Origin of the sequence: Halorientalis sp. LT38 (genome assembly GCF_037031225.1) — an archaeon.
Taxonomy (GTDB): domain Archaea; phylum Halobacteriota; class Halobacteria; order Halobacteriales; family Haloarculaceae; genus Halorientalis; species Halorientalis halophila.
Genome location: NZ_JAYEZN010000001.1, coordinates 2,019,416 through 2,037,028, shown reverse-complemented (window position 1 = coordinate 2,037,028; position 17,613 = coordinate 2,019,416). Strand labels below are relative to the sequence as shown.

Below are 17,613 nucleotides of genomic sequence, written 5' to 3'. Positions count from 1 at the left end.
GGTGGGGGGGTTCCCTCCCACCAGTCGACAGGTTCCCTCGACCGTCGCGGATCGAGTGTCCTGGCCGGGGGACGCTCGGTCCGATCTTCCTGCTCACCGGCGGACCAGTCCCGAACGTCCGATCGGCGCCACCCATCGCTCGCTGATCGTCACCCGTCGCTTCCAGGAGGGGCTCCGCCATCGACCGCGCCGGGCTCCGAGTCTCCGCGCTCCGATCCGATCGACGCTCGGCCGGCGCAACTGGCCGTTCCACCCGAAATGGTCCGTTTCGGGCTCGAAACCGCTGGGACCCGGATCCTGCGACCGGACGCGTCCGGGCCTATCCGTGCTGATACCGAGCGCAATAGAGTCATACTGTGGGAGACGGACCCCTCAACGATCGAAATATTTAATAGGACGTCAACCACGGGTTCTTGTGGTTCAACTGGACGTCCCGACCAGACCCGATTTCCACGTCTGACCGTGCTTCGGCCGGTCTCGGGCTGTATCTGGGGCGCGAGGTGTGTCTCTCCACCTGAAACAGAGGGGTACGTTCATGACAGATAGCGGGCAAGAATCCGACGGACCGGACACGGGTGCGGGCGAATCAGACGGCTCCGCAGGGGCCGGAGAGGAGATTCAGGTCGACGACGTCGACGCCACCGCGGGCGACCTGACCGTCGACGCGACGACCGATTCCGACTCCTCGCTCGACGACGTCGTGCTGGACGACGTGGAGGACGAGGACGATCTCGACGAGGCCTCGCGCGGGCTGTTCGACGACCTGCTGAGTGGCGAACCCATCTTCGAGAACAAGGAAGTGTTGCGCCCCTCGTACACGCCGCGGGAGCTGCCCCACCGGCAGGAACAGATCAACAACATGGCGACGATCCTCGTCTCCGCGCTGCGCGGGGACACGCCCTCGAACATCCTCATCTACGGGAAGACGGGGACGGGCAAGACCGCCAGTGCGAAGTTCGTCAGCGAGGAACTCGAGACGACCTCCCAGAAGTACGAGGTCCCCTGCGAGGTCCAGTACATCAACTGCGAGGTGACCGACACCCAGTACCGCGTGCTGGCCCAGCTCGCGAACAAGTTCATCGGGAACAACCGCGACGTGATCGACGACCGTCTCGCCGAACTGGAGACCCTCCGCGAACGGGCGACAGAGGATCCCTCCGTGCTCGATTCTGCAAAGGCGGCTGCACCCGAAATGGAGGTGTCCGCAGGCGCGGGCAAGGGTGGAATCGACTCCCTCGAGGACCTCGACGCCCGGATCGACTCGCTGGAGAACGATCGGGACGAATTCGAGGAGGTCCCCATGACCGGGTGGCCGACCGACCGCGTCTACAACAGTTTCTTCGAGGCGGTCGACTACCACGAGCGCGTGGTCGTCATCATGCTCGACGAGATCGACAAACTCGTCGAGAAGTCGGGCGACGACACCCTCTACAACCTCTCGCGGATGAACTCCGAACTCGACAACTCCCGGGTGTCGATCATGGGGATCTCGAACGACCTGAAGTTCACCGACTTCCTCGACCCCCGCGTGAAATCGAGTCTCGGCGAGGAGGAGATCGTCTTCCCGCCGTACGACGCAAACCAGTTGCGGGACATCCTCCAGCACCGCGCGGACGACGCCTTCGAGGCCGGTGCGCTCTCCGACGACGTGATCCCGCTCTGTGCGGCATTCGCCGCCCAGGAACACGGGGACGCCCGGCGCGCCCTCGACCTCCTCCGGACGGCGGGCGAACTAGCCGAGCGCGGCCAGACCGAACGCGTCGAAGAAGACCACGTCCGGCGGGCCCAGGAGAAGATCGAACTCGATCGGGTCGTGGAGGTGGTCCGCACGCTCCCGACGCAGTCGAAACTCGTCCTCTTCGCGATCATCCTCCTGGAAAAGAACGGCGTCCACAACGTCAACACCGGCGAGGTGTACAACATCTACAAGCGCCTCTGCGGCGAGATCGACGCCGACGTGTTGACCCAGCGCCGCGTCACCGACCTCATCTCCGAACTCGACATGCTGGGCATCGTCAACGCCGTCGTCGTCTCGAAGGGCCGCTACGGCCGGACCAAGGAGATCAGCCTCTCGGTCCCCATCGACGAGACCGAGGCGGTCCTGCTGAGCGACTCGCGACTCGGCGACATCGAGGAAGTCCAGCCGTTCGTGCAGGCGCGGTTCGACAACTGAGAACCGTAGTCGACTCGGTACTCCCTCAGGCCGCGATCTCGGCGGCGTCGACGGTCCCGGTCGAGGGCAACGCGGCGAAGTTCAGGCGGAGCCAGCCGAGGCCGGGCATCCGGAACTCGGCGGTGCCGATCACCCAGTCGGCCTTGACGGGCTTGGAGACGCCCTGCACCTGGTCGTAGTGTTTGTTCGTCCCCTCGTTGTCGCCGCGGGTGATGAACCCGGTGTAGTTCGCGGGACAGTACTCCAGGTCGTCACACGAGTTCACGTCGTCCGGGAGGTGGGCCGGGTCGGCCCTGTCGTACCAGTTCTCTCCATCCTCGACCTGGAATATCGCCCGGTGGATCACGGGCGTGGCGCGGTCGTTGCCGTTCGGCTCGTAGATGATCACGTCGCCCGGCTTGTTGAACTTCCGGAAGTCCGAGTCGTTGCTGCTGTAGACCGTCGCGACGTTCGTCTGCCCCACAGCCCTGTCGCTGGGGAAGCGCTCCTCGTCCATGACGAAGACCAGGTCACCCGTCCCGATGTTCGGCTCCATGCTGCCGCTCTCGATGGCGACCATCGGCGGCCAGACGCCGCTGACGGCGAACAGCAGGACGCCGATGCCGACGACCGCCAGAACGCTCGTAGCGAAGTCGTCGAGAAAGGACCCCCCTCGCTCGTCGTCTTCGGGGGGATTCGGCCCCCGCCGACCGTCGTCGCCGCGTGGCTCGGTCATTGCTACCGATTTGTGCCACCGGTCGCTTCAACTTTCTGCCTGCCCGCCGGTGGTTGCGGGCAGCTCACCCCTTCGACACGCTTTAGATACGTCGGTCGCACTGTAAATTCGTGCCTCAGGAGACGTCCGCTCGCATCGTCAGCGCCCTCGCTTCGCGCGGGTACAACGCAGACCGCGAAGCGGTCACCCTCCTGGCGAACGCAGCGGATCCAGTCGGGACGATGGAACGGGCACTCGAAACCGCGCCCGACGACGCGATCAAGCTCTCCGTCGAACACGTCAAATCCGCGCTCGACGCCGATAGCGGACGATCCAAACACGCTAGCGCCGATGCCGCTGCGACCGATGCCGCCGACGGGCCGACCGATCCAGACCCCTCTGTTTCGACTGGAACCGCGGCGGCCACGTCACCGGAATCCGCGACCGACGTTCCACCCGAAACGGGGGGGTCGACGGTCGCCGAACCTCCCGGTGCGGGCGGCGCTCGGAGTGCCGGCTCGACCGGTGAGCGGTCCATCGACACCTCGCTGCAGTCAGTCGAGATCCGGGGTGACATGACCGGCCAGTCGACGGGGACGGGCGAGTACGGCGACTTCGTGGACGTGTTCCGGGACCGCTACGAGCGACTCAGCCGCCAGTTGCGCGGCCGGATCAACCACCGACCGACCGACGCCCTCTCCTCGATGGCCGGCGGGAGCGAGGCCGCCATCGTCGGCATGGTCTCGGACATCCGCTCGACCGCCAGCGGCCACTGGCTGATCGAACTCGAAGACACCAACGGGGTCTATCCCTGTCTGGTGATGAAAGACCGGGACATCGCCGACCTGGTCGGCGAGTTGCTGTTCGACGAGGTGATAGCCGTCGAGGGCACGCTGTCGGACGACAACTCCGATGGCGACGGCATCCTCTTCGTCGATTCGATCCACTTCCCGGAGATCCCACGCACTTACAAGCCCTCGACGGCCGACCGGGAGGTGAGCGCGGCCCTCATCAGCGACGTGCACGTCGGCAGCCAGGAGTTCATGGCCGAGGCCTGGTCGCGGTTCACCGAGTGGCTCCACACCGAGGAGGCCGACCGCGTCGAGTACCTGCTTTTGGCCGGCGACATGGTCGAGGGCGTCGGCGTCTACCCCGACCAGGACGAGGAACTCGACGTCGTCGACATCTACGACCAGTACCGCGAGTTCTCGGAGTACCTGAAGGAGGTGCCGGGCGACATGGAGGTCGTCATGATCCCCGGCAACCACGACGCCGTCCGGCTGGCCGAACCCCAGCCTGCCTTCGACGAGGAACTGCGGGAGATCATGTCGGCCCACGACTGCCGGATCACCTCGAACCCCTCGACGGTCGACGTCGAGGGCGTCTCCGTCCTCATGTACCACGGCGTCTCGCTCGACGAGGTGATCGCCGAGACGCCCGACGAGACGGCCACCTACGACGAGCCGCACAAGGCGATGTACCAGCTCCTGAAGAAACGCCACGTCGCCCCGCAGTACGGCGGTCACACACGGCTGGCCCCGGAGGCCAAAGACCACCTCGTCATCGACGAGGTGCCGGACGTGTTCCACGCCGGCCACGTCCACAAGTTCGGCTACGGCAAGTACCACAACGTCCTGACGATCAACTCCGGCTGCTGGCAGGCCCAGACCGCCTTCCAGGAGAGCGTCAACATCGACCCGGACTGTGCGATGGCGCCCATCGTCGACCTGGACACGCTCGACCTGACGATCCGGAAGTTCGCCTGATCAGTCCTCCAGCCGGAACTTCACGGTCGCCGTCCCCTCGAAGACGGGTCCGGGGCCGACCTCCTCGAAGCCTGCGTCGGCGGCGGCGGTCCGCGCGATCTCGTCGGGTTCCGGGACGATCAACTCGACGGCCATGCCCTCGCGTCGGGCGAAGCGGACGGGTTCTTCGAGCAGGCGGTCACAGACGGCGGGTTCGCCCTCGAGTTGCGTGACGTGGACGGTGTCGGTGCGGGCGTCGTAGCTGACGAACCCGACGACGTCGTCGTCGCGTTCGGCGACCCGGACCGTCCGGTCGTGGACGAGGTTGCGGGTCACGTCGGTGGGCGCGCCGGTCAACTCGGCGAGTCGGCCGGCGTCAGCCTCCACGGCGTCACGGAGGTCCATGGTCGCAGGTGGGGCTCTCGGGGGAAAATAGTTGCTCCGGACGGCGCCGTGAACCCGCCGATAGCGGCCGCCGGCACCAATGAACACAGTTATCCCGGGGGCTGGTCAACGCCAGCACATGAGCGACGCATACACACACCCGACGGTGATCGCATGCGCGTAGTCGCGAAGTTCGGCGGGACGAGTCTGGGGAACGGCGACCGGGTCAACCGGGCCGCCGATTCCATCGCCGCGGCCGTCGAGGAGGGCAACGAGGTGGCCGTGGTCGCCAGCGCGATGGGGTCGACGACGGACTTTCTGCTCGACGAGATCCAGTACGAGGCCGACGAGGCGGACAGGGCAGAAATCGTCAGCATGGGCGAGCGCACCTCCGTCCGGATGCTGAAGGGCGCGCTGTCGGCCCGCGGGGTCAACGCCGTCTTCCTCGAACCCGGGAGCGACGACTGGCCGGTCATCACGGACGAACACGGCGAGGTCGACGTCGCCGAGACGACCCGGCGCGCGAAGGTCCTGGCCGAGCAGATGCACAACGACGACGTCGTCCCCGTCATCACCGGCTTCCTCGCGCAGGATCACGCCGGCAACGTGACCACGCTCGGGCGCGGCGGCTCGGACACCACCGCCGTCATGCTCGGGAAGTACATGGACGCAGACGAGGTCGTCATCGTGACCGACGTCGAGGGCGTCATGACCGGCGACCCCCGCGTCGTCGAGGGCGCGCGCAACGTCGGGGAGATCACCGTCGACGAGCTCCGAAACCTCTCCTTCCGCGGCGCGGAGGTCGTCGCCCCGAGCGCGCTGACCTACAAGAAGGAGGGCATGAGCGTCCGCGTCGTCCACTACCAGCACGGCGACATCATGACCGGCGGCACCTCCATCGAGGGGCAGTTCGAGAACCTCATCGACATGCAAGAGGACCGCCTGGCCTGTCTCACCGTCGCCGGTCGCGCGGTCCGCAACGAACCCGGCATCCTCGCGACGCTGTCGACGGCGCTCGCGGACGCCGGCATCAACGTGGACGCGGTCTCCTCGGGGATGGATTCGATCACCTTCTACATCGACGAGGAACACGCCGAAGAAGCGGAGACCCTGCTGCACGACGAGGTCGTCGACTCCAGCACGCTCTCCTCGGTCACCGTCGACGACCCCTACGCGGTCATCCGTGTCACCGGCGGCGAACTCCAGACCGAACCCGGCATCGTCAATCAGATCGTCGCGCCGCTGGCCGACGAGCGCATCAACGTCCACGACGTGATCACGAGCGCGACCTCCGTTGCCGTCTTCGTCGACTGGGAGAACGGCGAGGAGGCGCTGGGCCACATCCAGACCGTCTTCGACAACTGAGCGTCGGATCGTTTCACTCGTTCTGTCAGTCGGATTGACACCAAAAGACATTCGTACCGCCTGGATAGTTTCTCGACCGACCACCCTGAACGAAACGCCCTCCGGGTGGGTGAGAGACATGAGTACGACACGACAGCACGTAGTCGCCCTGACCCTCTGTGCGCTCGCGCTGGCGAGCGTGACGGTCGTTGCTACAGCACCGGCCGCGGCACATACCGGTGCGGGCAACGACGACGGTGATGCATCGAACGCGACCGAACTGGACGCGATCTTCGAACATGAAGGGGTCGACGGGTGTCCTCCGGAAGCGGGGATCAACCCGCTCACACTGACGGCGAACCGGGCGCCCTTCGACGTGACGGTCACGGCTGCCGATCTAGACGCCGATCACCTGTTCACCGTGTTCGACGACGAACTCAATACTGACGACCCCGCGATCACGAACCTCACTCGCACGGACGACGGCGTCCGGATGCGAGTCCGCGACCGAAACGCGACCATCACGGCGAATTTCTCGGACGCATACATCCCCACGGACGATCACGAGATCAGGTTCGAGACCGGTGGTGGTGCGACCGCGGACGACGTCGTGACTGTTCTCGAATCCGATTGCATCGACGCGCTGATCTTGCGTGGGGGGTCGGACGAGACCGCACGATCCGGCGTCGTCGACGTTCCAATCCAACTGCATGAGATTGACGAGGCACGCGTCCGCCTCACGGGCGAGGACCTGTCGCTCTCCGTCGACGTCGAGGACGTGAACGACGACGGACTCGTCACCCTCGTGGTGAACACCCACCTGGTGGGCCGCAACGCCCCGAATGACGGTCACGGGAGCACCTACTGGACCCGCGAAGGGTTGACCGTCGGTGAGCCTGTCGATTCGCTCACCGAGATCACGCTCGACGACGCACCGGGTGGCGACGACCCGCTCCCGGCCGGCGAGTACGACGTCGCGGTCCGCAAGAACGACCACACGCTCGACACCCACTCGCTGTCTGTCACGGAGACTGCCGTCGCGGACTTCGAGTCCTGGACGGGCCAGTCCGACACGCTCGAGAACGCCACAGCGGGTGACCTCCGACGAGCCATCGGCAACGACACGCTCGCGGACGACGACTCCGTGGCGAACGGATCGGCGCTGGTCTACGAGATCGAGAGTTCCAGCCTGTTCGGGCCGCTCGAAGCCGCGGCGACCCGGTACGACGGGTCGGACCGATACGCGAAGGCGTTCCTCGACGTCGCCGCCGACCGGGAACTGTCCACCGTCCCCGGAAATCCGGTGAGGTTCGGGATCGCCGGAGATTCCGGTGCCCGGATCGAGCTCCGGGACACCTACCGCAACGACGGGCTGGTCGTCGCACGCGACTACCTCAACAGGACGCTGTACGTCGGTCTGCGGACCGACCGGCTGGTGTTGGATAACGGGACCGTCAGGTGGAGCGGGCAGGAGTTCGAAGCGAACCTCACGATCCACGACGAGATCGACCGACAGCCGGTCAGGTTCAGCGACGCGAACGCGTCGACCGCCCCGCCGTCAACCCCCTCGACCGCGACGCCGGACCGGACCGTCGACCAGCCCACGTCTCCGACCGAGCAGGCGGAGTCACCGGAGACCGAAACGAGGGTATCGACCACGGACGAGACGGCCGCGCCCGAGACCACGGGCCCGTCGACGGACGCTGGAACCGAGGATTCACCCGCAGCGGCGAGGACCACGACTGGTGACGGCGCAGGCTTCGGCGTCGCCGCCCCGCTCGCCGCCCTGGCGGTGATCTGTTCTCTCGTCTTGGCCCGATTCCGGTCCTGACGCGGCGACTGGCTACCGCCCGTTCCGGAGCCGTTTGCCGATCTTCGCGGGCAGGTCCGCGTCCCGGACGGCGTCGATCACGCGCTCGATGTCGTACTCGACGCGGTGCTCCTCGACGGTCATCGAATCGAGGTCGAGGATCGAGTAGGCCGCGCGGGGGTCCTGATCGCGGGGCTGGCCGACGCTGCCGGGGTTCAGCAGGATCCCCTCGTCGTAGGTCTCGTGGGCCTGGACGTGCGTGTGGCCCATGATCAGGACGTCCTCCTCGTCGAGCATGTCGGGCGAGAAGAGGCCGGGGTAGGTGTAGCGGTCGGGGTCGTCGGGGTGGCCGTGGACGATCTTGACGCGGCCGTCGTGTTCGATCCGGTCGTTGGGGAGGCCGCGGAGCCACTCGACCTGGCCGGCAGAAAGGTGCTCGCTGGCGTAGCGGACGCCGGCATCGGCCATGCTGTTGAACCCGAAGCCGGTCTCGGTGGCGACCGCGCGGTCGTGGTTGCCCATGATCGTCGGGGCGCCGAGGTCGCGCACGCGCTCGACGCACTCGGCGGGCCAGGGGCCGTAGCCGACCACGTCACCCGCACAGAGGTAGCCGTCGACGGCCGGCATATCGTCGAGCACCGCCTCGAACGCCACGAGATTCGCGTGAATGTCGGAGACGACGGCGAGTCGCATACGGGACCGGAGTCACCGGAGCGGGTTAAGTGCTGGCCGCCGGGCGCGGCCGTCGAGGTATTAAGCCCCCGAACGTTGAAACGGGGGCGTGAACCGCAGCAAAGGCTCGCTCCTCGGACTGGTCGCCGTACTGGGGTTTCTCTCCCTGCTCATCGCGCTGCCGTTCATCCAGTACCTCCTCGGTGCCGTACTCGTCGCGTTCGTCCTCTTCCCGCTCCATCGGCGACTGGAAACGGTCGTCCCGTCGGCGGTGGCCGCCTTCGCGCTGACCGTCCTGGCCGTCGTCGGCTTCCTGGCGCCGTTCGCGCTGATCTTCGCGACGGTCGCGGACGACGCCCGCCGGATCTTCGGGGGGTTCGACGCCGGGGCGGTCCCGTTGACGGAACTGGAGGCTCGCATCGCGTCGGTGACCGGACGAGAGGTCGACCTCGCGGGCGCCATCGGCGCCTCGGGACAGGACGTCGCGCGGGCGCTGTTCTCGCGGTCGACCGAGGCCCTGGGGACGATCACCACGTTCGTCATCGGGGTCGCGCTGGCGCTATTCGTCGTCTACTACCTGCTGAAGGACGGCGCGGCGTTCGTCGACTGGCTCCACCGGACCGTCCCCTTGCCCGAGCCGATCCGGCGGGATCTCGAGTCGGAACTCGTCGCCATGACCTGGGCCGTCCTGTTCGGGCACGTCTTCGTCGCGCTGGTGCAGGGGGTCGTCGCCGGCCTCGGACTCTTCGCCACCGGCGTCCCCAACGCGGCGTTCTGGACCGCGGTGATGGTCGTGCTCGCGATGGTCCCGCTGATCGGCGCCATCCCCGTCTGGGGCGGGGCCGTGGTCTATCTCCTCCTCGTGGAGCGACCCGTCCCGGCGCTGGCGCTGTTCGTCTACAGCGTCGTCGTGGTCGGGCTCACCGACGACTACCTCCGCCCGCTCGCCGTCGACCGGTACGCCCGGCTCAACCCGGCGGTGATCCTGGTCGGCGTCCTCGGCGGTGCGTACGCCTTCGGCATCATGGGCCTCTTTTTCGGTCCCGTCGTGCTCGGCGGGCTAAAGGCCGTCCTCACGGTCGTCTCGGAGCACTGGACGGAACTCGAAGCGGCGGAGCGCTGAAGGGGCGGCTCAGTTCTCGAACGCGGTCTCGAAGCCGTCGTCGGTCCGGACGACGCTCGCGGCGCAGACGGCGTGTTCGAACTCGTGGTCGTACACCTCGCTCGCGATGCCGGCGGCGTCCTCACTGCCGAGGTCGAACGGCGTCGGACTGTCCTCCTCGTAGGTCGCGACGAGGGTGGGTTCGTCCACCTGCTCGACCAGCAGGGCGTCCTTGCGGACGGTCCCGACGTAGCTCTCGCCGTCGGCGCCGAGCACGCCGGCGATCCGGGGCGTGTCGTAGTCGTCTTTCTCGTAGTCCAGCGCGAGCAGCGACTCGGCCAGCGCGTCCCGGGCGGGGTATCCAATACTCAGCTTCTCGGTGATCGGGTCGACGTGGCTGCCGTTGCCGACGACTGCCGCGCCGTCGACCTGGCGGACGCAGTTGTAGGAGATGTAGGGGTTATCCGTCTCGGGCGCGTCGTCGGTCGGCCCGACGGTGAGCGTGGTTCCGCCCTCGCGGGCGACGATCCGGCGGTTCGGGAACGAGCGCGAGGAGACGCGATACGCGGCGCGGTCGGGCGCGATCACGACGAATCTACCGACGTACATGGTGCGTTCTCTACGGGTCGCGATAAAGGAGGTGTCGATCCCCGCCGACTCACTCACGGCCGCTCGCCCCCGCTAGATGTAGGGGTAGAGCAGGCCGACGACGGCGCCGAACACCAGATGCGTGCCGAGGCTCAGCGGGCTCAGGTTCGGGACCGGCGGTGCCATCGGGAACCCGACGGCGCTCAACCAGACGGGCATGACGATCCCCGCGGCGACGATCCAGAGGACGGCACCGTAGGCGAGGCCGAGGCCGAGCAGCGCGAGTGGCTGGTCGGCGAACTCGGACAGCGGCGTCAGCGTCACGAGCGCGGCGAAGACGACGCCGAAGACGGCGCTGATCGACATGTGGACGACCCATCCGGCCACGCCGCCGCTCAGTCCCACGAGCGCGGGGATCGCCATCTCGATCACCGGCGTCATCAGGACCGAGAACAACACGCCCATCACCGCCCCGCCGGCCAGACCAGCGCCCATCCCGGACACCCACGCAGGGCGGTGTCCGTATCCGACTCGCCGTCCTACCACAGTTTCGGCCTTTTGTGCCATACGGGAACATACGACATCTGAGGGGATATACTAGGCCTATCGTTCACAACTTCGGAGTTGTGGTAATGTCCCCCATCCGCGCTCGCGCGGCGTGCGCCCGGGCGGAAAGCGGTGTGGAACGGCGTGCCCTGCCAGTCCCATGCACGTAACGCTGGCTTACCCCCCGGCTGCCGGACAAAGTACATCACGCTCGACCCCCAACTCCCGTTCGTGGCAGCAGGATACGCGCCGTCGGAGGTCCCGTTGTACCCGGACCTGGACACCCGAGACGAGCAGTACGAGCGGGCACAGGAGAGCGCCGAACCGTTCTTCGGCGTCGAACGATACGAGGAGGGCTACGCCGTCACCTACGACCTGCTCCCGGCGGGCTTTCAACTCGCCGCGCCGGCCCGGCGGGAACTGGACGAACGCCTCACCCGCGCCGTCGAGGAGATCGTCGGCGACGCGGACCGCCCGACCACGGAGGTGAGCAAGACCGTCGGCGACTCGCTGGGCAACGTCTCCTTCTTCGACCGCGAGGAGAGCGCCCGGGAGGTCGCCGCCGTCATCTCGCGCATCGCCCTCGACGAGGAAAACTGGGTCACCGGCACACCGCCCGGGTCGAGTGGCCCCGATCCGCGTCGCAACGACTGAGCCGAGGTGCCCGGTAACACCGGTGTCACCCGCTAACACCGCCGTCCGCGATTCTTTATCCCCCTGGCGAGGGTAGTACCGGTCGAGACCACATGTCCCAGAAAGCAGACTACGCGGACGACGCGGAGATCGACGATTCGCTCGATCAGGTACCGGACGAGGAGACCGTCGCCGAGGCGGTCGAGAACCTGGAAGCCAACGGGTTCGAGGTCGTCGTCGTCGACTCGGCCGCGGCGGCACTGGAGACGCTGCAGTCCCACATCCCCGAGGGCGCGTCGGTGATGAACGGCCACTCGACGACGCTCGAGGAGATCGGGTTCGACGAGTACCTGACCGAGGGCGACCACGAGTGGGAGGCCCTGCCCAACGAGATCTGGGGCATCGACGACGACGCCGAACGGCAGACCGCCCGCCGGGAAGCCCAGACCGCCGACTACTTCCTCGGCGGCATCAACGCCGTCGCGAAGACGGGCGAACTCGTCGCGGCGGACCGCTCGGGCAGCCGCATCGGCGCCTACCCCTTCGCCGCCGCGAACGTCGCCATCGTCACCGGGACCAACAAGATCGTCGAGGACCTCGACGCCGCGCTCGACCGGCTGGAATCGGTCGCCTACCCACTGGAGAACGAACGCGCACAGGAGGCCTACGGCGTCGAGAGCGCCATCGCCAAGCAGCTCATCTTCCGACAGGAACTCGAGGAGGGCCGCACGACGGTCGTGCTGATCCGCGAGCAGTTCGGGTACTGATCGCTCGCCCGTCCCGTTTCTCCCCCTTCCCCTCACGCTTCCACTCCTTTCGCTCCCACCCCTGTTTCAGGTCCGCACTGCATCCGCGAGCACCGCCCACGCCAGTCCGGTGAGCGCGATGTCCCGGATCATCACGTCGGCGAACAGGCCGCCGCGGGTCAGCGCGACGACTGCGAGGTAGGCCGTCGTGACCGTCAGCGAGACGGCGGCGATGGCCGCGCCGACTGCGACGAACCGGTCGGTCAGCAGGCCCAGTCCCACAGCGATCTCGGGCGGGCCGTTGAGCAACATGAACAGCCGCGGCGAGACGACGAGCCACGGCGCGAGCCAGTCCACGACGTAGACCGCCCACGCCTCCGGCGCGAGGAGCTTGTGGACGCCGGCGGCGACGAGCATCGCCCCGAGTCCTCCCCGGGCCAGCGTCGCCGCCGGCGGGAGTCCCTCGGCCAGTCGCTCTCGCAGGCGGTCGATGACGGCGGACGACATACCCCGGACTTGGGACCGGAGACGGAAAATCACGGTACTTCGGACGAAGCGGTTTTCCCCGCGGCGGTCCTTCCCTCGACCATGGACGAAGCCGCCGTCGCCGACCTCGTCGAATCGGAACTGCCCGACGCAACCGCCGAGGTCACGACGCCTCGCGATCCCGACGACGACAAGCACTACGCCCTCACCGTCGTCTCACCTGCCTTCGAGGGCAAGACCCTCGTCGACCAGCACCAGCTAGTCCACGACGCGCTGGGTGACCATCTGACGCGAGACATCCACGCCATCGAACTGGAGACCTACACGCCCGCGGAATACGAGGACTGAGTCCCGGATGACTGCGACCGGCTAGCACAATCCATTTACTCGTCGCCGTCATGCTAGCTCTCATGAGCTTCGATCCGGAACCCGACCTGTCGGCCGAGGAGGTCCGCGAGCGCGTCGACGAGACCATCGAGGAGGCGGACGTCGCGCTGTTCATGAAGGGGACAGAACTGATGCCCCAGTGTGGCTACTCCCGGAAGGCGCTGAACCTGATCCAGCAGCACCGCGACGACGTGGCGACGGTCAACGTGCTCGAGGCGACCGAGGCCCACCGCGAGGCCCTGGAACGACACAGCGGCCGCGAAACGGTCCCGCAGGCGTTCGTCGACGGGGAGTTCGTCGGCGGCAGCGACATCCTCGAACAGCTCCACGAACGGGGCGAACTCGAAGCGACGCTGTCGGCCTGAGCCGGCGGGGCGGGGATTCCTCTCTGCGACCGACCGATCAGCTATCGCTGTCGCTGTCGGTGTCACCGTCGTCTGAATCGCTGTCGGAATCGGAGTCGCCGGTGTCGGAATCGGTATCGTCAGCCGATTTCACGCCGCCCTCCGTTTCCCGTGGAGCGCCCTCTCTTCGGTCACGGGCGACCTCGGCGTGCTCGGCGTCCGCCGACTCGCCGTCGGGTTTGCCCACCTCGGCGTCGAGAACGTAGAGGACGATCGGGGGGCAGACGTACGAGGCGATCGCCAGGAGCACGAACAGCGGGTCGACGAAGACGAGCAGTCCGAACGCGGTGAGCGCCGCGGCCGAGGCCGTGTGGATCGCCGTGTGCGTGTACTCGCGGTAGTACGCCCACAGCCCCTGCAGCCACGCCGCGGGCCCCGACCCCGTCGGTCCCTCGGACGCCGATCGCCTCATACCACATAGTCCCGTCCCACGGGGAAGAACCTCGCCCGCCGATTGCTGACAGGTCCCCGGGCCGTCGACGAGGGAGTCCGCACATCAGCCGCCGCCTGCTCAGGACTCGACGGCCGGCGGGTCTTCGAGCGGGTCGCGTTCCTCGCGGCGCTCGAAGGCCGCCTCGACGTACGGCTCCAGTTCGGCCTCCTTCTCGGCGACGTGCTCGGCGTCGCGCTCGTGGAACTCGTCCATCACCTCGTCGGCGAACAGTTCCAGGGAGTCACAGATGTGCTCGTGGCGGTTGTCGCCGCCCTCCTGGACGAAGATGACCTGATCGACGGCGGCGTCCTCGAGGGCCCGGAGGTGGTCGCGGATCTGGGCGGGCGTGCCGATGGCGCCGTCGCCCTCCTGCCCTTCGAGGATGGCCTCGGCCCCGATCTCCTGGAACTGCTCCCAGACGTTCGTCTCGCCGGGGCGGTGATCGCCCGCGCCGTAGTAGTGCGCCAGCGCGTACTGGAAGAAGGCGAACCCCTCCGCGCCGCGCTCGCGGGCGACGGCCTCGTCCTCGTGGCAGGAGAAGCCCGTGACGATGGCGAAGTTCGGGTTGACGCTGTGGCCGATCGGGGTACACTCTTCCTTGAACGTCTCGTAGTAGAGGTCGGCCCACTCGCCGGCCTTCTCGGGTGTCGCGAAGTCGAAACTCAGCACGCCCAGGCCGAGGCGGGCGGCCTGCTCGATGGTCGACCGGCCGGAACAGGCGACCCAGAGCGGCGGGTGGGGGTCCTGGACGGGCTTGGGGACGACGTTCCGCGGCGGCATCTCGAAGTGCTCGCCCTCGTGGCCCGGGTACGGCTCCATGGTCAGCATGTCGGTCACTTCGCCGAGGCTCTCCGCCCACATGGCCTCTTTCTCGCCGCGGTCGATGCCGAACCCCTCCAGTTCCATGTTCGAGGAGGACTCGCCGGTCCCGAACTCGACGCGCCCGTCCGAGACCAGATCCAGGGTGGCGACCTGTTCGGCGACACGCGCCGGGTGGTTGTAGTTCGGCGGCAACAGCTTGATCCCGTGACCGAGCCGAATCTGTTCGGTGCGCTGGGCGGCCGCCGCCAGGAACACCTCCGGGGCCGAGGAGTGAGAGTACTCCTCGAGGAAGTGGTGTTCGACCTCCCAGACGTAGTCGTAGCCCAGTTCGTCGGCGAGTTCGATCTGCGCCAGGGCCTCGTCGTAGAGGCGCTGTTCGTCCCCGTCCGTCCAGGGCCGCGGCAACTGGTGTTCGTAGAAGATCCCGAATTTCATGGTGGTCCTCGTCCGGACGGCACGGCCGACGCGACGACCGGCGGCCTTCCGTCCATTGGTACCACACCTCTTCCACTGGTCCGGGGCAAAGCCTTGCGCGTCGGTACAGAGGTCGCTTTTCCCGCCCCGCTCAAAAGCACCCTCTGATCCCGGGCGGTGGACTGATCCGTCTGAACAGTGCAGTGTGAGGGCATGGACCACGACGACACGCTCGGGGGGAGCGACCGGCCATGAGCGACGATGCACCGCCGCTGGAATCGGTCGTCGAGATGCCGGACGAGGAGTTCCGGGAGCACCTCGGGCCGGCCATCGCCGGGGTGGACTCCGAAGACGCGCTCGGGGAGTTGCTCGTCACCCAGCCGACGGTCTTCGAGCGACTGACCGAGCGGATGGCGACGCTCGACGACGTCGCCGCCTTCGCGACCGAGGACACGGAGACGGTCGAACGCTACCTCTGGATCCTCTGGAACGGGATGGGACTGGTCGCCGAGAACATCTCGGCCGTCGGCGACGCCGTCACGATCGACACGGTCGTCAACTGGGAGGCGACGGACTCGCCGATCGAATTCCACGCAGTCACGGACCCGGACGCCGGGTCGATCTCGGGCGGCCCGTCACTCCACGACGATCCCGAGATCACCTTCGAAGGACAGACCGACGTGTTGTTCGCGATGCTCGGCGACGACGAGTTCAACGGCCAACTGGCGTTCATCCAGAACCGCTTCGACGTCATCGGTCCGCTCGAACGGTCCCGCGAGTTCGACGAGATGATGGAAGCCGTCACCGGTGAGATGGAGGCGCTGGCCTGATGGCGAACCGGGGACCGGCCGACCCGGCGAGCACGCCGCCGGGTCCGAGTATCGCCGAACGGCTGGGACAGGCCCGTCGGCTGCTGACCGACGACCTGACGGGCGTCCTCGTCAGCGCACGGGAGGCGTACGGGCCGATCGTCGACCTGACGATGCCCGACGGGACGCCCGGCGTCCTGCTCGCCGAGCCGACCGCCGTCCAGCACGTCCTCGAGACGAACGCCGAGAACTACCGGCGGGCGTCGGTCTATCGGGAGGAGCTGTCCGAACTCTTCGGCGACGGCCTGCTCACGAGCGAGGGCGAGCTCTGGCACCGCCAGCACCGCCTGATCCGACCGATGTTCGGGTCGGGCAGCGTCCGGTCGTTCACCGACCTGATCCTGACGGAGACCGAGGCGATGCTCGACCGGTGGGCGACTCGCTCGGAACCAATCGACCTCCTGCGCGAGATGGAGCGTGTCACGCTGTCGATCATCGGAAAAGCGATGTTCAGCGCCGACGTCGAGGCCCACGCCGAGACGATCCGTGCGGCCCTCGAGACTCTTCGCCGAGGCTTCCAGCGCGAGGTCGGCGTCGTCCCGACCGCGCCCGAGTGGATTCCCACGCCGCACAACCGCCGGACGCGAGCCGCTATCGACGACATCGACGCGGTCGTGTACGACCTCATCGAGGCCCGGCGGGGCGAGGCCGACGAATACGACGACCTGCTCTCGAAACTGCTCACCGCCCGCACCGACGACGGCGAACGGATGGCCGACGAGCAGATCCGGGACGAACTCGTCACCTTCCTCCTGGCCGGCCACGAGACGACCGCGGCGGCGCTGACCTGGACCTGGTACCTGCTCGCGAATCATCCGGGGGTCCACCGGCGACTCCACGAGCGCGTCGCCGAGGCCGACGCGATCACCGACGCGGTCGGCTTTTCGGCCGGCACCGCCGGCGACGCGTCGTTCGTCAAGCAGTGCGTGCAGGAGGCGATGCGCATCTACCCGCCGGTGCCGGTCATCACCCGAGAGGCGGAAGACTGCGACGAAATCTCCGGCTACGAGATCCCGGCGGGCTCTGAGGTCGTGCTCAGCCAGTTCGTCGTCCACCGGGATCCGGACCTGTGGGCCGATCCGCTGGCCTTCCGCCCCGAGCGGTTCGCGCCCGGCGCGGCCGAGGAGCGACCGGCCTACAGCTACTTCCCCTTCGGCGGCGGCCAGCGGATGTGCATCGGCCGCCTGTTCGCGCTCGCCGAGGCCCAGTTGATCCTCGCCCGCGTCGTGCGCGACGTCCGGCTTCGCCTGCGGTCGCCGACCCACGACACGCCCGCCGTCGACTCCGCGGTGACGATGGTCCCAGACGAACCGATCGAGATGGCCGTCACCGATTGGGTGTGAGCGACCTCGGCCGTGCGC

The 17,613-nt window shown here is 67.5% G+C and carries 19 protein-coding genes; 11 read left to right on the top strand and 8 right to left on the bottom strand.

Annotated elements, in window-relative coordinates; genetic code table 11:
- Positions 1–535 precede the first annotated feature (535 nt).
- A complete protein-coding gene (locus U5918_RS10380; protein WP_336001282.1) occupies positions 536–2,173 on the top strand; it encodes a Cdc6/Cdc18 family protein in 1,638 nt (545 codons plus the stop codon).
- A 25-nt stretch (positions 2,174–2,198) separates the two neighbouring features.
- Here the strand turns inward: U5918_RS10380 and U5918_RS10375 are convergent, their stop codons facing one another.
- Positions 2,199–2,888, bottom strand: a complete 690-nt coding sequence (locus tag U5918_RS10375; RefSeq protein WP_336001281.1) for a S26 family signal peptidase — start codon at positions 2,886–2,888, stop codon at positions 2,199–2,201.
- A 110-nt stretch (positions 2,889–2,998) separates the two neighbouring features.
- Between U5918_RS10375 and U5918_RS10370 the strand changes: the two genes are divergently transcribed.
- The gene (locus U5918_RS10370) at positions 2,999–4,633 is read left to right on the top strand and encodes a DNA-directed DNA polymerase II small subunit (protein WP_336001280.1); all 1,635 of its coding nucleotides are present in this window, start codon (positions 2,999–3,001) and stop codon (positions 4,631–4,633) included.
- Here the strand turns inward: U5918_RS10370 and U5918_RS10365 are convergent, their stop codons facing one another.
- On the bottom strand, positions 4,634–5,017 hold the full coding sequence (locus tag U5918_RS10365) for a hypothetical protein (RefSeq protein ID WP_336001279.1): 384 nt from the start codon (positions 5,015–5,017) through the stop codon (positions 4,634–4,636).
- 153 nt (positions 5,018–5,170) lie between these two features.
- Between U5918_RS10365 and U5918_RS10360 the strand changes: the two genes are divergently transcribed.
- Both U5918_RS10360 and U5918_RS10355 read left to right on the top strand, forming a co-directional pair.
- The gene (locus U5918_RS10360; protein WP_336001278.1) at positions 5,171–6,361 is read left to right on the top strand and encodes an aspartate kinase; all 1,191 of its coding nucleotides are present in this window, start codon (positions 5,171–5,173) and stop codon (positions 6,359–6,361) included.
- Positions 6,362–6,479: 118 nt separating this feature from the next.
- Entirely contained in the window at positions 6,480–8,171 is a 1,692-nt protein-coding gene (locus tag U5918_RS10355) for a hypothetical protein (RefSeq protein WP_336001277.1), read from the top strand.
- 12 nt (positions 8,172–8,183) lie between these two features.
- On the opposite strand, the gene U5918_RS10350 is transcribed toward U5918_RS10355, so the two are convergent.
- The gene (locus tag U5918_RS10350; RefSeq protein WP_336001276.1) at positions 8,184–8,843 is read right to left on the bottom strand and encodes a metallophosphoesterase family protein; all 660 of its coding nucleotides are present in this window, start codon (positions 8,841–8,843) and stop codon (positions 8,184–8,186) included.
- A gap of 88 nt (positions 8,844–8,931) precedes the next feature.
- Here U5918_RS10350 and U5918_RS10345 point away from each other — a divergent pair, with 88 nt between their 5' ends.
- The gene (locus U5918_RS10345; RefSeq protein ID WP_336001275.1) at positions 8,932–9,945 is read left to right on the top strand and encodes an AI-2E family transporter; all 1,014 of its coding nucleotides are present in this window, start codon (positions 8,932–8,934) and stop codon (positions 9,943–9,945) included.
- A gap of 9 nt (positions 9,946–9,954) precedes the next feature.
- Here the strand turns inward: U5918_RS10345 and U5918_RS10340 are convergent, their stop codons facing one another.
- Together U5918_RS10340 and U5918_RS10335 are read right to left on the bottom strand one after the other, a co-directional pair.
- Positions 9,955–10,533 (bottom strand): IMP cyclohydrolase, encoded by a 579-nt coding sequence (locus tag U5918_RS10340; protein WP_336001274.1) that lies wholly within the window; start codon positions 10,531–10,533, stop codon positions 9,955–9,957.
- A gap of 72 nt (positions 10,534–10,605) precedes the next feature.
- Positions 10,606–11,007, bottom strand: a complete 402-nt coding sequence (locus U5918_RS10335; protein ID WP_336001273.1) for a histidine kinase — start codon at positions 11,005–11,007, stop codon at positions 10,606–10,608.
- A gap of 282 nt (positions 11,008–11,289) precedes the next feature.
- Between U5918_RS10335 and U5918_RS10330 the strand changes: the two genes are divergently transcribed.
- Positions 11,290–11,712, top strand: coding sequence for a hypothetical protein (locus U5918_RS10330; RefSeq protein ID WP_336001272.1), 423 nt, complete (start codon positions 11,290–11,292; stop codon positions 11,710–11,712).
- A 92-nt stretch (positions 11,713–11,804) separates the two neighbouring features.
- On the top strand, positions 11,805–12,458 hold the full coding sequence (locus tag U5918_RS10325) for a lactate utilization protein (protein ID WP_336001271.1): 654 nt from the start codon (positions 11,805–11,807) through the stop codon (positions 12,456–12,458).
- A gap of 66 nt (positions 12,459–12,524) precedes the next feature.
- Here the strand turns inward: U5918_RS10325 and U5918_RS10320 are convergent, their stop codons facing one another.
- The gene (locus U5918_RS10320) at positions 12,525–12,944 is read right to left on the bottom strand and encodes a DoxX family membrane protein (RefSeq protein WP_336001270.1); all 420 of its coding nucleotides are present in this window, start codon (positions 12,942–12,944) and stop codon (positions 12,525–12,527) included.
- 81 nt (positions 12,945–13,025) lie between these two features.
- Here U5918_RS10320 and U5918_RS10315 point away from each other — a divergent pair, with 81 nt between their 5' ends.
- Both U5918_RS10315 and U5918_RS10310 read left to right on the top strand, forming a co-directional pair.
- Entirely contained in the window at positions 13,026–13,271 is a 246-nt protein-coding gene (locus U5918_RS10315) for a BolA family protein (protein WP_336001269.1), read from the top strand.
- Between the two features lie 62 nt (positions 13,272–13,333).
- Entirely contained in the window at positions 13,334–13,675 is a 342-nt protein-coding gene (locus U5918_RS10310) for a glutaredoxin family protein (RefSeq protein ID WP_336001268.1), read from the top strand.
- Positions 13,676–13,712: 37 nt separating this feature from the next.
- Here U5918_RS10310 and U5918_RS10305 read toward each other — a convergent pair whose 3' ends face one another.
- Positions 13,713–14,126 carry a hypothetical protein gene (locus U5918_RS10305; protein ID WP_336001267.1) on the bottom strand — a complete coding sequence of 138 codons (414 nt, stop codon included), beginning with the start codon at positions 14,124–14,126 and terminating at the stop codon, positions 13,713–13,715.
- A 99-nt stretch (positions 14,127–14,225) separates the two neighbouring features.
- Complete coding sequence (locus U5918_RS10300; protein WP_336001266.1) at positions 14,226–15,404, bottom strand: LLM class flavin-dependent oxidoreductase; 1,179 nt, start codon at positions 15,402–15,404, stop codon at positions 14,226–14,228.
- Between the two features lie 230 nt (positions 15,405–15,634).
- Here U5918_RS10300 and U5918_RS10295 point away from each other — a divergent pair, with 230 nt between their 5' ends.
- Together U5918_RS10295 and U5918_RS10290 are read left to right on the top strand one after the other, a co-directional pair.
- A complete protein-coding gene (locus U5918_RS10295; RefSeq protein ID WP_336001265.1) occupies positions 15,635–16,213 on the top strand; it encodes a hypothetical protein in 579 nt (192 codons plus the stop codon).
- Positions 16,213–17,595: a cytochrome P450 gene (locus U5918_RS10290; protein ID WP_336001264.1), complete on the top strand. Its 1,383-nt coding sequence runs from the start codon at positions 16,213–16,215 to the stop codon at positions 17,593–17,595. The genes U5918_RS10295 and U5918_RS10290 overlap by 1 nt, the downstream gene beginning before the upstream one ends.
- Positions 17,596–17,613: the final 18 nt, after the last annotated feature.

What these genes read in the sequence shown, in the direction of transcription:
- U5918_RS10315 (WP_336001269.1), top strand. Translation starts at nt 13,026, where the DNA reads ATGGACGAAGCCGCCGTCGCCGACCTCGTCGAATCGGAACTGCCCGAC.
- U5918_RS10300 (WP_336001266.1), bottom strand. Translation starts at nt 15,404, where the DNA reads ATGAAATTCGGGATCTTCTACGAACACCAGTTGCCGCGGCCCTGGACG.
- U5918_RS10375 (WP_336001281.1), bottom strand. Translation starts at nt 2,888, where the DNA reads ATGACCGAGCCACGCGGCGACGACGGTCGGCGGGGGCCGAATCCCCCC.
- U5918_RS10355 (WP_336001277.1), top strand. Translation starts at nt 6,480, where the DNA reads ATGAGTACGACACGACAGCACGTAGTCGCCCTGACCCTCTGTGCGCTC.
- U5918_RS10350 (WP_336001276.1), bottom strand. Translation starts at nt 8,843, where the DNA reads ATGCGACTCGCCGTCGTCTCCGACATTCACGCGAATCTCGTGGCGTTC.
- U5918_RS10365 (WP_336001279.1), bottom strand. Translation starts at nt 5,017, where the DNA reads ATGGACCTCCGTGACGCCGTGGAGGCTGACGCCGGCCGACTCGCCGAG.
- U5918_RS10305 (WP_336001267.1), bottom strand. Translation starts at nt 14,126, where the DNA reads ATGAGGCGATCGGCGTCCGAGGGACCGACGGGGTCGGGGCCCGCGGCG.
- U5918_RS10325 (WP_336001271.1), top strand. Translation starts at nt 11,805, where the DNA reads ATGTCCCAGAAAGCAGACTACGCGGACGACGCGGAGATCGACGATTCG.
- U5918_RS10340 (WP_336001274.1), bottom strand. Translation starts at nt 10,533, where the DNA reads ATGTACGTCGGTAGATTCGTCGTGATCGCGCCCGACCGCGCCGCGTAT.
- U5918_RS10295 (WP_336001265.1), top strand. Translation starts at nt 15,635, where the DNA reads ATGAGCGACGATGCACCGCCGCTGGAATCGGTCGTCGAGATGCCGGAC.
- U5918_RS10335 (WP_336001273.1), bottom strand. Translation starts at nt 11,007, where the DNA reads ATGGGCGCTGGTCTGGCCGGCGGGGCGGTGATGGGCGTGTTGTTCTCG.
- U5918_RS10290 (WP_336001264.1), top strand. Translation starts at nt 16,213, where the DNA reads ATGGCGAACCGGGGACCGGCCGACCCGGCGAGCACGCCGCCGGGTCCG.
- U5918_RS10380 (WP_336001282.1), top strand. Translation starts at nt 536, where the DNA reads ATGACAGATAGCGGGCAAGAATCCGACGGACCGGACACGGGTGCGGGC.
- U5918_RS10310 (WP_336001268.1), top strand. Translation starts at nt 13,334, where the DNA reads ATGAGCTTCGATCCGGAACCCGACCTGTCGGCCGAGGAGGTCCGCGAG.
- U5918_RS10360 (WP_336001278.1), top strand. Translation starts at nt 5,171, where the DNA reads ATGCGCGTAGTCGCGAAGTTCGGCGGGACGAGTCTGGGGAACGGCGAC.
- U5918_RS10320 (WP_336001270.1), bottom strand. Translation starts at nt 12,944, where the DNA reads ATGTCGTCCGCCGTCATCGACCGCCTGCGAGAGCGACTGGCCGAGGGA.